This window comes from Streptomyces sp. NPDC012637 (genome assembly GCF_042954805.1).
In the GTDB taxonomy this organism is placed as follows: Bacteria; Actinomycetota; Actinomycetes; order Streptomycetales; family Streptomycetaceae; genus Streptomyces.
In genome coordinates this window covers 222,573-235,353 of the sequence record NZ_JBIBDS010000007.1, presented here as the reverse complement: position 1 = coordinate 235,353, position 12,781 = coordinate 222,573, and the positions used below count along the sequence as shown (strand labels likewise).

Sequence of the window (12,781 nt, the reverse complement as noted above, 5' to 3'; positions counted from 1 at the left end):
GTAAAGGGGCGTCGGATTCGGTGAGAGCGGTCCCGTCGGGCGCCGCCTTCCGCGATCCTGGTGCCTTCCGTCGAATCCTCCCACCTCGATCCTCCCACTCAGGAAGCGAGTCCCCGAAGTGTCCCCTGCCACACCCGACCCGCCCAGCGGGGGTGCGGCGCTCGAACTGCTCGTCCACGGCGTGGGCGGAGCCACCGCGGCCGACATGCTGGACGACCCGCGCACGGTGCGGGTCACCGGTGACCGGACCGCGGCGATGCACCGCCGCAGGGACGACGTCGACGCCGAGGACCACCCCGAGCGGTACGCGGACCGGCCCGTCCCGGAGGCGTACTGCTGGTCCAACCTGACCTCCGGGAACGGCGCCCGCGCCCTGTGGCTGCTGCTCCTGCCGTTCATGGTCGCCAACCTCGCCCACTGGATGCGCCCGCCCACCGAGGCGCGCGCCCGGCTCGTCCGCCTCTACGGCGTCCTGGTCCGGCTCGTCGCGCTCACCCTCACCGTCCTCCTCACCGCCGCGGCCTGCGAGGTCGCCCTCGACCTGACGGCCTGGCAGTGCGCGGGCTCCGGGTCCTGCGCCGGACAGCGTTCCTGGCTCGGCTTCCTCTCAGCCGAGCGCGGCGGCTGGTGGTCCCAGCCCGGCCGCCGCCTCGCGCTCGCCGCGCTCGTCCCCACGGCGCTCGTCGGCCTGCTCTGGTACCTGTCCAACCGGACCTGGAGCGCCTACGAGGCCCAGCGCCCGCCCACGGGATACGACGCCGACCCCGACGCGTCCGCCGAGCCGGCTCCCGGACCGCTGGACCCCGCCGGCTCCGACACCGAGGCCGCCGACGCCGCGAGCCCCACCGCCGCCACTCCCGTCGAACTGCGGCCCGCCCTCGGCCGGCCCGGATTCTGGTACGGCCGCCGGCTCGTCGCCCGGCTGCGCGCCGCCCACACCGCCGCCGGGTTCCTCACCGTCGCCGCCGCCCTCGCCGCGGCCGCGGCGGGCCAGGACCAGCGAGCCGCGGCCGGCGGTACACGGGAACTCCTCGGCTGGCTCCTCCAGGGCGCCCTCGGCATCCTGGCCGCCCTCGTGCTGTGGGTGGTCTGCCGGCGCGGCCGCAGCGAGAACCGGCTCGACCTGAGGGTCGAACGCGCCCTCGTCTCCTGGCTGCCCGCCACCGCCCTGCTGCTCCTCGCGCTCACCGCCACGCACGCCGCCTGGTCCCGCCCCGGCTGGGTCTCCGCCGGCACCCTGCCCGGCAACACCGTCTTCGGCGTCCTCACCCTCGCCCAGGGCGGCCTGGTCGTCGCCCTCGGCGTCGTCGCCCTGCTGCTCCACCGCCCGCGCCGCGACCCGCGCACCGCCCTCCACGGCCTGGGCGGCCCCGCCACCGCCATGCTGGCCTGCGCACTCGGCGGTGTGATGTCCGGCGGAGTCGCCCAGCGGGTCGCCGACTGGCTCGACGGCCCCGGCACACCCGGGACCGGCGACGGCCTCATCACCGGACCACCCGTCCTGCTCAGCTGGCAGGCCTCCGTGATCCCCGTCCTGCTCCTGCTGCTCCTGGTGCCGGCCGCGCTCCTCGCCGCCCGCACCCTGCTCGCCGCACGCCGGCTCCGCACGACCGTCGACACCGACTACGGGGCCGCGGACCCCGACCGGCTGCGCACCGACCAGATCGCCGCGAGCCGGGCACGCGCCGGGCTCACCGACTCCGCGCCCCTCCTCATCGGCGTCGTCTCCGGCGCCACCCTGCTCCTCGGCGCGGCCTCCCTCGCCGGAGCCTGGGCGAGCGGGAACGTGCCCGGCCGGGCCTTCGACGGCGCCCACCCGGCGATCGCCTCGGCCGCCACCGCCGCCCAGGCGCTCGGCTCCTGGATGATCGGCTTCGGCGCCCTCCTCTTCGTCACCTGGGGCCGCCGCGCCTACAAGGACGCCTCCGCCCGCCGCACCATCGGCATCCTGTGGGACGTCGGCACCTTCTGGCCGCGCGCCGCCCACCCCTTCGCCCCGCCCTGCTACGCCGAACGCGCCGTGCCCGACCTCACCTGGCGGATGAGCTCCTGGACCCGGCGGACCGGCGGACGGCTCGTCATCTCCGGCCATTCCCAGGGCAGCGTCCTCGCCGCCGCCGCGGTCTGGCAGCTGCCGCCCGTCACCCGCGGCCGGGTCGCGCTGCTCACCTACGGCTCGCCGCTCGAACGGCTCTACGGACGCTGGTTCCCGGCCTACTTCGGCCCCGAGTCGCTGCGCGGCCTCCACCGCACCGTGCACTGCTGGAGCAACCTGTACCGGGCCACCGACCCGATCGGCGGCCCCGTCCGGGTCCCCGCCCAGGGCGGCCGGCCGGCCGTCGACCGGACCGAACTGCTCGACCCCGTCGCGTACGGCCGCACCCGCGAACACCCGCTGCCCGAACCGATCCTGGGACACTCCGACTACCAGGCCGATCCGGCCTTCGACGAGGCGCGCACCGCGCTGCTCGACCTGCTGCCGCCCGCACTGCCCCGGCAGCGCGAGGACACCGTCCTCCCTCAGGGGAGTTCGGGCAGGTCCTCCGGATAGAGCAGGGTCAGGTCGTCCGTGCTCGGCTCCGCGAGCGCGGCGACCCGGCCCGCGTGCCGCTCCACCATCGCCTCGAACGTCTGGCGCGCCGTACGGCCGTTGCCGAAGGTGGGCCCCTTCGGCAGCTCGGCGAAGTACTTCACCAGCGCCTCGCCGCTGCCCTCCGCCAGCCGGTACTCGTGCTCCTCCGCCTGCTGCTCGACGATCCGCAGCAGCTCCTCCGGCACGTAGTCGGAGAAGGTGATGGTCCGTGAGAAACGGGACGCCACGCCCGGGTTGACGGTCAGGAAGCGCTCCATCTCCGCCGTGTACCCGGCGGCGATCACCACGACCGCGTCCCGGTGGTCCTCCATCAGCTTCACCAGGGTGTCGATCGCCTCGCGGCCGAAGTCCCGGCCCGAGTCCTCGGGAGCCAGCGCGTACGCCTCGTCCACGAACAGCACACCGCCGCGCGCCCGGTCGAAGGCCTCCTGGGTACGGATGGCCGTCGAGCCGATGTGCTCGCCGACCAGGTCCACCCGGGAGACCTCGACCAGATGGCCGCGCTCCAGGACCCCGAGGGCGGCCAGCACCTCGCCGTACAGCCGGGCCACCGTCGTCTTGCCCGTACCCGGGTTTCCGGTGAAGACCAGGTGCCGACGCGCGGACACCGCCTTGAGACCCGCCTCCTGGCGGCGCCGGCCCACCTCGATCATGTTGGTGAGCGTCCGCACCTCGTGCTTGACGCTCTCCAGGCCCACCAGCGCGTCCAGTTCGCCGAGCACCTCCTGCGAGGAGCGCGCGGCGGCCGGCGCCGGAGGCGCGGGATCGGGCGCCACGGTGGGGGAGCGGGGCGCGGGGACCGTGCCGAGCAGCCCGCCCGACCGGGTCGCCGTCAGGACGCCGCCGCTCTCCGGCGCCGGGTGGGTGCGCAGCCGGCTCTCGTCGCTGGTGCAGTCCTCGACGACCGGCCCGTCCTCGGGGAACTCGTAACCGCCGCGCGCGCACCGCTCCGTACGGCACGTGCGCAGCGTGGTCCGGCAGCCGTCCATCACGTGGAAGCCGTAGCCGCCGCTGCCGGTCACCCGGCAGCCGAGGAAGGAGCCGCGGCCCTCCGCCGACACGTAGAAACCGGCCTCGGCGGGCGAGGTGACCGTGCACCGCTCGATCGTCGGGTCCGCGCCCTTGGTGACGATGACCCCCGTCTGCACGGCGTCGATCGTGCAGCCGCCCAGCGTGCCGCCGCTGCCGTGGTCCCGGAACCAGGCGCCCGTGGACGCCTCCCGGATCCGGCAGTCGTCCAGCTGCGCGGTGGCCCCGTCGCTCACCGACACGGCCGTGTTCCGCACCTGCGAGAGGTCGCTGTCGACGACGTCGGCGCGCGAGCCGCGGTCGAGCACGAACAGCGCGTCGGGCACGTCGTGCACCCGGCAGGCGTCCAGGACGGCCGTCGCGCCGTCGCTCACCCAGACCGCCGGGTAGTCGCCCGTGCTGTCGTGGATCTCGCACCGGTTCGCGTCCACCCGCGTGCCCGGGTCCCACACGGACAGGCCGTTGCGCCCGAAGCGCCGCACCGTCGAACGGGTCAGCGTGAGCACCGAGCGGGAGCGCAGGTCCACCGCGTTCTCCGGGACGTCGTGGATGTCGCAGTCGGAGAGGGTGAGCACCGCGTCCGTGTCCAGGGTGATGCCGTCGGCGGAGGTCCGGTGCACCGACGAGTCGCTGAGGTGCGCGGTGGCCCGCGAGGCGATCTGCAGGCCGGCGCCCTTGATCTCGTACACCTCGCAGCCGATGCCCTCCAGCGCGCTGCCCTCGCCGGTGACGGTGATCCCGGCGCCCGAGGCGTGGTGCACCCGGCACCGTTCGAGCCGTGGCTGCGCGCCGCCGCGCACCGAGACGCCGGACTGCCCGGCCGAGACGATCTCGCACTCCTCGAACACCCCGCCCGCGCCGTCGAGCACGGCGATGCCGACGCCCGCCGGGTTGTCGACCGTCACGCGCCGGACCGTGGGCCGGGCCGCGCCGCGCACCTCGATGCCGGCCGCCGAGCGGGTGACGATCCGCAGGTCGAGCAGTTCCGGAGTGCCGTCCTCGACCAGCAGCGCCGGGGCGGCGGCGTCCTGCCCCTCGATGTGCAGGTCCTGCAGGGTGGCCGAGGCGCGCACGGTCAGCGGCACACCGTCGGCGGGCGCGATCCGCACCGAACCGAGGGCGCCGTCACCGCCCCGCAGGGTGACCGCCCGCTGGACCACCAGGTTCTCCCGGTACGTGCCCGGGGCCACGGTGAGGACGTCCCCGTCGCCCGCGGCCTCCAGGGCGGCGGCGAGGGAGGGGTACTCGCCCGTGCGGCGCCGCCACCGCGACGTGCCGGTGTGCGTCACCTGGACCGTGCCCTGTGCCATGGGTGTGCTCTGCCCCCACCTCGTGCGCCGTCGCCGAACCGATGCCCCACCGTAGCGCGCGCGGCGCCGTCGAGTTGACGGGTCGCCCGCCTCCCCGTCCCGGGCTCAGCTGCCCGTGCCCGTACGCCCCCAGTCCGGACCGACCTGGGCCCATGCGCGGTCCAGACGCGCGTACCGCCGTCGCACCAGACGCTGTACGACGAGCCGACGGGCGGTCTCGACCAGGAACCCGGCGAGCAGCGCCACGGTGAGCCCGGCGAGCAGCGCGTGCGCGCGGGCGGTCTCGGGGTGCATCGGCGGGGTCACGGCCCGCCCCGACCGGTCGGTCCAGAGCGGGAAGGCGTCACCGGGGTCCGCGTGCTCCCGAGCGGTGGTCACCGTGCCGGTGCGCGGGGTGCCGTCGGGCGCCGTCCACCTCGCCACGACGGCGGGCCGCAGCCGCTGCTCCTCGCCCAGCTCGGCGTTCCGCTCCGGGTCGCGCTCGGTGGCGGTGCGCACCACCTGGGCGACGGTCGGGACCCGCTCCTCGTGCTGGAGGCGGACCGAGCGCTGCAGCGACGCGTTCGCGGAGACCCCGGCGACCCAGCCGGCCGCCGGCACGGCCAGACACAGCAGCAGGGCGGCCGTCAGGGCCACCCAGGCCTCGACCAGGTCCGTGGTCCGGCGCAGGGGATTGTGCCGCCAGCGCCAGAGACCGGTGGCTGCACGCACGCTCCGCACCCCCTCGTCTCGTCGACGGCCCGGTACGGGCCGGACCGTCGGGCGGTTGCCGCTCTTCCAACGAGTGTGCCCCGGGGCTGGGTTCCGCGCCTGTCGGGAGGGAATTCAGTCGAGGATCTTGACCGGGTCGCCGACCCGGATCACCCCGCGGTGCTCCGGGACCAGGTTCTGCCCGAAGATCAGCCGGCTGCCGTCCTTGCGGTGCCGGGCCAGGGTGCGCAGCGGCTCCTTGCCGCGTTCGCCGGTCCCCTGGTCGGTGGTGGTGACCACGCACCGGCCGCAGGTCCTGGCGACCCGGAAGGCGACGTCGCCGATGGAGAGCCGCCGCCAGCCGTCCTCGGCCCACGGCGCGGTGCCGTCGACGACGACGTTGGGCCGGAAGCGGTTCATGGGCAGCGGGCCCTCGTCGGCGTGATCGCCCTGGGCGATGAGGGAGTTGAGGGCGTCGAGCGAAGACGTGGTGGTGACGAGCAGCGGATAGCCGTCGGCGAAGCTGACGGTCTCGCCGGGCAGCGCGTAGTCGGGGTCGACCGGCCGGCGCCGGGCCGGGTCGTCCATGTGGACGAGCCTCACGTCGCTGTCCAGGTAGGCGCGGAACCACGCGTCCGCGGCCGGATCGGCGGGCACGGCCTCGACCTGGGTGCCGAAGACGTCCACCGTGACCGTCCCGTCCGCCGCGGACGGGCGCGGGACCTCCACCGTCAGCGGCTCGCGGCCGGGCCCGGACAGACGGACGCCGCCGTCCGGGAGCAGCGCGGCCGCGGCCAACGCCAGCCGTGCGTGCTGGCGTTGCGTGACGACCTTGCCCGTGGTGTCCACCACGGTCCAGCGGCGGTCGCCGGCCAGTCCCCATGGCTCGACGTCCGCCTCCGCGGGGGCGAACCCGCGCAGTGCCTTGACCGGGTGGACGTGGACGGAGCGCACAACAGGAATCGGCATGCCCTCATCCTGCCAGTCGCCCCGGCGGTCCGGGAATCAGTATCCGCGGCCCTGGTACGGGCGGTTGTACGGGTCCTCGTACGGCGCGGGCGCGGCGGGACGCGGGGCGGCCGGGCGCATCGCCTCGTAACCGCCGGGCGCCGGCCGCGGCTGCTGCGGTGCCTGCGGGCCCGGGTAGCCGTAACCGCGGGCGGCGGCGGGCTGCTGAGGGATGTACGGGGTGGGCGTGGGCTGCAGTGGCACGGGGGCCATCAGCTGGGTCGCCGGCGCCTGGGCGGCGGGCGCCATCTGCGGCGCGGGCTGCGGATAGCCGTAGCCGCCGTGGCCGCCGTAGGCGGGAGCGGGCTGCGGGGTGGGCGCCGCCGGGAGGGCGGGCAGGGCCGCGGGCAGCGCCGGCAGATAGCTGCTGCTTCCGGAGTAGCCGTTGCCGGTGTCGTACGCGGAGGGCACTCGGATCGGGGCGATCTGAGGCGTGCCCCGTTCTGCGACGAGGGAGTCGTAGATCGGGGTGTCGGGGAACGACGGCGCGGTGTAGTAACCGCCTCCGTAGGTGGAGCGCGGGGAGGTCATGGCCATAAGTTAAGCCCTCGATGTGCTGGTTGGGGAGTCCCCAACTCCGGGTCATCCGATTTACGCTGTTTTTGGCGACCTGACCTGCCAAAACATCGATAAAGCCTGCGTTAACAAAAGGCGCTCGGGGAACTCTTGGCTATCGGTGGATTACCGGTAGTAATGGCCGTGTGCCGGGTAAGTCGGCCGGCCTCGAGACCGACGTGGCGCCCTTCGGTGACAGCGGTTCTTCGCGAAGGCCTCCGACGGGGTGCGCGCGGCGGGCGGCCGACGGGCGGAGGCTTCACGACGGACTGGGCCGTTTCTTCGGATCAGGGCCGGACACGCCGCGGACGCGGCCGGGATCCGGAGGGGACGCCTACGTGACCGGTGCGGTCACCGCGGCGCGCGCCGGCGCCCGAACGGTGCCGAGGTCCGCCGGTACGGACAGCTCCGCACCCGTCGCCGCGCGAACCTCGTCGACCGTGACGCCCGGGGCGAGTTCGGCGAGGGCGAAACCGGCCGGCGTGACGTCCACGACGGCGAGGTCGGTGATGATCCGCTGGACGACGGCGCGGCCGGTGAGGGGCAGGGTGCACTCCGCGACGAGTTTGGGAGTGCCGTCCTTGGCGGTGTGTTCCATGAGGACGATGACCCGGCCGGCGCCGTGGACGAGGTCCATGGCACCGCCCATGCCCTTGACCATCTTGCCGGGGATCATCCAGTTGGCGAGGTCGCCGGAGGAGGACACCTGCATGGCGCCGAGGACGGCGGCGTCGATGTGGCCGCCGCGGATCATGGCGAAGGACAGGGCGGAGTCGAAGAAGGACGCGCCCGGCAGCGTGGTGACGGTCTCCTTGCCGGCGTTGATGAGGTCGGCGTCGAGCTCGTCCTCGGTCGGGTAGGGACCGGTGCCGAGGATGCCGTTCTCGGACTGGAGGACCACCTCGACGCCGGGCGGCAGGTGGTTGGGGATCAGGGTGGGGAGGCCGATGCCGAGGTTGACGTAGCTGCCGTCGGTGAGTTCCCGGGCGGCCCGGGCCGCCATCTGCTCGCGGGTGAGGGCCATGTCAGGCGTCGCCTTCCTGTCGTACGGTCCGGCGCTCGATGCGCCGTTCGGCTGCGGGGTCGCCGGGCGTCACCCGGACCACGCGCCGGACGAAGACGCCCGGCAGGTGGACCTCGTCGGGGTCAAGCTCGCCCGGTTCGACGAGGTGGTCCACCTCGGCGATGGTGATCCGGCCCGCCATGGCGGCCAGCGGGTTGAAGTTGCGGGCGGAGGACCGGAAGACGAGGTTGCCGTGCCGGTCGCCGATGGTCGCGCGGACCAGGGCGAAGTCGGTGGTGATGCCGTGTTCGAGCAGGTACGGGCGTCCGTCGAACTCCCGGGTCTCCTTGGCGGGGGACGCGACGGCGACCGAGCCGTCGGCGGCGTACCGCCAGGGCAGACCGCCCTCGCCGACCTGGGTGCCGGTGCCCGCCGGGGTGTAGAAGGCGGGAATGCCGGCGCCACCGGCCCGCAGCCGTTCGGCGAGGGTGCCCTGGGGCACGAGTTCGACCTCCAGCTCTCCGCTGAGGTACTGGCGGGCGAACTCCTTGTTCTCGCCGACGTACGAGCTCGTCATGCGCGAGATCCGGCCGGCCGCGAGCAGCAGACCGAGGCCCCAGTCGTCCACGCCGCAGTTGTTGGAGACGATCCTGAGACCGGTCACGTCGCGCTGCCAGAGGGCGTCGATCAGCGAACTCGGTATGCCGCACAGCCCGAAGCCGCCCACGGCGAGCGAGGCCCCGTCCGGGACGTCGGCCACCGCCTCCGCCGCGCTCGCGACTGTCTTGTCCAGACCCATACGGTCCCTTTCCCTCGGGCGACCGGGCGCCGACCCCGCTGGTCGGAGCCGGTGCCTGTTCAACCGACGGGCAGCGAGCCTAGGGAGCGGCGAGGGGCCGAGCCATGGGTCCCATCCACACATCAACCCCCTCCGAGGTGGTGGTCGTCGCCCCCTCGCCGCCGGAGGTTCAGGACGAGCAACCGGAGTCGGCGACCACGTAGTAGCCGGCCGACGTCTGCCTGAGGGTGTGCGAGGTGAAGGTGTTCCACAGGCCCATGGCCTGGCCGGATCCCATGGCGTACGTGTATCCGCCGCTCTGGTAGGCACGACCGGCGACGGTGTGGTCGTAGTTGCTCGCCGTGTGGCATGTGGGCGTGTATCCGGTGGTGGTCGCCGTCACCGGGGAGGACGCGGCACCCGTCTTCCCGGCCGCGTCGACGGCCGCCACGGTGTAGCCGTACGTCGTCCCCGTGGCCAGGCCCGTGTCGGTGAACGAGACCGAGGTGGTGGTGCCCACCTTGGTGCCGCCGCGGTGGACGTCGTACGAGGCCGCGCCGGCGACCGCGTTCCAGCGCAGAGCGGCGGTGGTGTCCGTGGTAGCGGTCACCGTCAGGCCCGTGGGTGCGGGCAGGGTGCCCGGGGTCTCTCCGCCGCCCACGCCGTCGAGGCCCCAGAAGCGGGCGGTGTGGAAGCTGGAGCAGATGGTGTCGAGGTAGTAGGTGCCGGCGGTGCCGCACTGCTCGGCGCCGCTGCCCGGGTCGACGGCGAGGCCGTGCTTCATGCCGGAGACGGAGTAGACCTCCACGGCGGGCCTGCCCGCGGCGTCGTCGTAGACGCTCAGGGTGGTGCCGCCGCTCAGGGTCTCGGTGCGGGACGGCGTCTGGCCGAGGCCCCAGACGTTCGTCCACTGGTCGCGCAGCTCGGTGGCGTTGGCGGGCACGACGGTGGTGTCCGACGTGCCCTGCCAGATCGCCACGCGGGGCCACGAACCGGTGCCGGCGGGCGCGGCGGCGCGGACGAGGTCGCCCCACTGGGCGGGCGTCCTGTCCGGCGGGCTGTACATGCACGTGTACGCGGCGGACACGCTGGTCGCACAGGACGCCGGCAGGCCCGAGTCGACGGCGCCGCCGGCGAAGACGTCGGGGTAGGCGGCGAGCATGTTGGCCGTCATGCCGCCGCCCGCGGACAGCCCGGTGACGTAGACGCGCCCGCGGTCGCTGCCGTACTGCGCGACGGCCTTGTCGACCATCTGCCGGATCGACAGTGCCTCGCCCTGACCGCGGGTGCTGTCGCCCGGCTCGAACCAGTTGAAGCAGGAGTTCGCGTTGTTGGCGCTCCCGGTCTGGGGGAAGACCAGGGCGAATCCGTAGCGGTCGGCGAACTTCGGCCAGCCCGAGTTCGCGTAGTAGTCGTTCGCGCTCTGCGTGCAGCCGTGCAGGGCGACCACGAGCGGCGCGCCGGCGGGCAGGCCGTCGGGCACGTACGCGTACATGGAGAGGTTTCCGGGGTTGGAGCCGAAGCCGGTGATCTGGGTCAGACCCGCGGCGGAGGCCTGGGGGCCGGTGGCCACGAGACCGGCGGTGAGGGCCAGCGCGCCCGCGGCGGCGGTGAGCCAACGGCGGACGCCTCCCATGAGGCGGCGGCCCTTCGGGGAAGAACCCGGCGTGGGCCGGAAGGGCTCCGCGGAACGGCAACCCGTGCTGGTACGAGGGCCCTTCGGCGAACGCTGACTCTTCGCGGAACGGAACAGGGAGTGCGGCTCTGTCATGACGACTGACTCCTGATGAGACGGACACGCCCGGGGCCGTGGGGGTGCCGGGTCCGGACGTCGGTGTGGCGTGAATCATCCGGGCGCCCCCGCCGCCGGTGACATGGGCCGGTCAGCCAGGGTTGGCGGAGCCCGTGTGTGACGGCCATCCATGGCTGGGTGCTTGCTCCCGCGTGTATACGACGAGTCGGAGTCGCAAGCCCTGTCCCGGTCATTCCGCCGCGTGGCCGGCGCCACGAGTAGAGCTCCGAAAGCCTGTGGCATGCCGTCCCGTTGACGGCTGCCGGCTCTCGGCATGGTGACCTGCCCCATTAGCGGACCGCGGACCATATGACGCGGAGCCATGTTCCGGACACGACAGGCGCCATAGCCTCCCGCGCATCCCTGCACACGATCTCGGAGGCAACCGATGCGTCTCACCCACGTTTCCGCACCACGCTTCTGGCGACGAGGTGCCCCAGCGGTTCTGGCCCTGGCCGCACTCACCCTCACCACCCCCGCCGCGACGGCCACGCCCGTCGCCCCGGACGGCGGCTGCGCGCACCGGTCCCACCCCCGCGTACCCGGTGCCGCACACCAGCAGTCGGCCTGTCTCGACGAGCTCACCACGGCCGGCACCGTCGCCTCCGGACACACCGACCCGGCCGACTGGGCCGGGCTGACGCCGAAGGACCTGGCCGTCCCCAGCGGAGTGCCGGGCATCCAGATCGACGGCTACTTCCCCGACACCTCCGCCACCAACACCAACCACGGCTGGCAGCACGACGCCCAGTTCGTCATCCGTCTGCCCGACCGGTGGAACGGCGGCCTGGTCGTGGCGGGCACCCCCGGCAACCGCGAACAGTACGCCAACGACCGGGCCATCGCCGACTGGGTGCTGGCCCGCGGCTACGCGTACGCCGCCACCGACAAGGGCAACACCGGCCTCGCCTTCCACCGGGACGGCAAGGCGCCCGGCGACGCCATCGCCGAGTGGAACGACCGCCTCACCGAACTGACCAGAGCGGCCCGCGCCACGGTCGCCCAGCGCTATCACCGGCCGCCGTCGCGCACCCTGGTGACGGGCATGTCCAACGGCGGATACCTGGTGCGCTGGCAGCTGGAGAACCACCCCGAGCTCTACGACGGGGGCGTCGACTGGGAAGGCACGCTGTGGCGCGCCGACGGCCCCACCCTGCTGGACTTCCTGCCGAAGGCCCTGCGCGCCTATCCCGTGTACGCCGCGGGAGGCGACGGTGCGGCGCAGGCGGCGCGGGACCTGCACGCGGCCGGCTTCCCGGCCGGGTCGGAGTTCCTGTGGCCGTACCACCACAAGGTCTACTGGGACCTGACCCAGCGCATCTACCGAGAGGAACTCGACCCCGGCTTCGACGGCGCGGTCGAGGCGGGCACCCCGTTCTGCGCGTCGGGCACGCCGGCGTGCGACACCGACTACGACTACGCGGCACGCCCCGACGAAGTCAGGCGGGCCGTCGGGAAGATCGCCCTCACCGGCCGGATCGGCAAGCCGCTGATCACGGTGCACGGCACGCTGGACGCCCTGCTCCCGATCGGCCAGGACTCCGACGTCTACGCCCGCATGGTCCGCGAGGCCGGCCGGGGTTCGCTGCACCGCTACTACCGGATCGAGGGCGGCACCCACACCGACGCCCTGTTCGACGCCTTCCCCGACAGGCTGAGGCCGCTCGCGCCCTGCCACCGCAGCGCCTTCACCGCGCTGGAGCGCTGGGTCGCACAGGGCAGCCGGCCGCCGGCCTCCCGTACGGTCCCGCTGCCCGCGGGTGCGGACCGCGCGACGCTCCTGACCGACTGCGCCCTCGACGGCCGGGACCGCGTCGACCGGGACCGCGTCGCATAGGACCGCCCTGCGGAGGACGGACCAGGTCACGCAGGACGGCCTTGCGCAGGAATGCCTTGCGCAGGAATGCCTCGCTCACGACGGCCTCGCGCAGGCCCACCTCGCTCAGGAAGGCCTCGCGCAGGATGACCTATGGTGGTCGCCACCATCACCTGGTATCGCATTGTGGTGGCGGCTTACATGGGA

At 73.8% G+C, this 12,781-nt stretch carries 9 protein-coding genes; 2 read left to right on the top strand and 7 right to left on the bottom strand.

Features of this window, described 5'->3' with window-relative positions:
- Window positions 1-118 precede the first annotated feature (118 nt).
- Window positions 119-2,551, top strand: a complete 2,433-nt coding sequence (locus tag ACFY8W_RS26860) for a hypothetical protein (protein WP_391110185.1) — start codon at window positions 119-121, stop codon at window positions 2,549-2,551.
- Here the strand turns inward: ACFY8W_RS26860 and ACFY8W_RS26855 are convergent.
- The 7 genes from ACFY8W_RS26855 to ACFY8W_RS26825 form a co-directional block, all read right to left on the bottom strand.
- Window positions 2,521-4,932, bottom strand: coding sequence for a right-handed parallel beta-helix repeat-containing protein (locus ACFY8W_RS26855; RefSeq protein WP_391110182.1), 2,412 nt, complete (start codon window positions 4,930-4,932; stop codon window positions 2,521-2,523). The two genes, ACFY8W_RS26860 and ACFY8W_RS26855, sit on opposite strands and share 31 nt — an antisense overlap.
- A 105-nt stretch (window positions 4,933-5,037) precedes the next feature.
- The gene (locus ACFY8W_RS26850; RefSeq protein ID WP_391110179.1) at window positions 5,038-5,643 is read right to left on the bottom strand and encodes a hypothetical protein; all 606 of its coding nucleotides are present in this window, start codon (window positions 5,641-5,643) and stop codon (window positions 5,038-5,040) included.
- Window positions 5,644-5,757: 114 nt separating this feature from the next.
- Window positions 5,758-6,591 (bottom strand): MOSC N-terminal beta barrel domain-containing protein, encoded by an 834-nt coding sequence (locus ACFY8W_RS26845; protein WP_391110176.1) that lies wholly within the window; start codon window positions 6,589-6,591, stop codon window positions 5,758-5,760.
- A 36-nt stretch (window positions 6,592-6,627) separates the two neighbouring features.
- Window positions 6,628-7,161, bottom strand: a complete 534-nt coding sequence (locus ACFY8W_RS26840) for a DUF6643 family protein (RefSeq protein ID WP_391110174.1) — start codon at window positions 7,159-7,161, stop codon at window positions 6,628-6,630.
- Between the two features lie 358 nt (window positions 7,162-7,519).
- Window positions 7,520-8,209, bottom strand: a complete 690-nt coding sequence (locus ACFY8W_RS26835) for a 3-oxoacid CoA-transferase subunit B (protein WP_391110172.1) — start codon at window positions 8,207-8,209, stop codon at window positions 7,520-7,522.
- A gap of 1 nt (window position 8,210) precedes the next feature.
- Window positions 8,211-8,987 (bottom strand): 3-oxoacid CoA-transferase subunit A, encoded by a 777-nt coding sequence (locus ACFY8W_RS26830; RefSeq protein ID WP_391110170.1) that lies wholly within the window; start codon window positions 8,985-8,987, stop codon window positions 8,211-8,213.
- Window positions 8,988-9,156: 169 nt separating this feature from the next.
- Window positions 9,157-10,602, bottom strand: coding sequence for a PHB depolymerase family esterase (locus tag ACFY8W_RS26825; RefSeq protein ID WP_391110168.1), 1,446 nt, complete (start codon window positions 10,600-10,602; stop codon window positions 9,157-9,159).
- Between the two features lie 544 nt (window positions 10,603-11,146).
- Between ACFY8W_RS26825 and ACFY8W_RS26820 the strand changes: the two genes are divergently transcribed.
- On the top strand, window positions 11,147-12,595 hold the full coding sequence (locus ACFY8W_RS26820) for a tannase/feruloyl esterase family alpha/beta hydrolase (protein ID WP_391110165.1): 1,449 nt from the start codon (window positions 11,147-11,149) through the stop codon (window positions 12,593-12,595).
- Window positions 12,596-12,781 lie beyond the last annotated feature (186 nt).

Coding starts and splice junctions, on each gene's coding strand:
- ACFY8W_RS26855 (WP_391110182.1), bottom strand. CDS start 4,932: ATGGCACAGGGCACGGTCCAGGTGACGCACACCGGCACGTCGCGGTGG.
- ACFY8W_RS26845 (WP_391110176.1), bottom strand. CDS start 6,591: ATGCCGATTCCTGTTGTGCGCTCCGTCCACGTCCACCCGGTCAAGGCA.
- ACFY8W_RS26840 (WP_391110174.1), bottom strand. CDS start 7,161: ATGACCTCCCCGCGCTCCACCTACGGAGGCGGTTACTACACCGCGCCG.
- ACFY8W_RS26835 (WP_391110172.1), bottom strand. CDS start 8,209: ATGGCCCTCACCCGCGAGCAGATGGCGGCCCGGGCCGCCCGGGAACTC.
- ACFY8W_RS26830 (WP_391110170.1), bottom strand. CDS start 8,987: ATGGGTCTGGACAAGACAGTCGCGAGCGCGGCGGAGGCGGTGGCCGAC.
- ACFY8W_RS26825 (WP_391110168.1), bottom strand. CDS start 10,602: ATGGGAGGCGTCCGCCGTTGGCTCACCGCCGCCGCGGGCGCGCTGGCC.
- ACFY8W_RS26820 (WP_391110165.1), top strand. CDS start 11,147: ATGCGTCTCACCCACGTTTCCGCACCACGCTTCTGGCGACGAGGTGCC.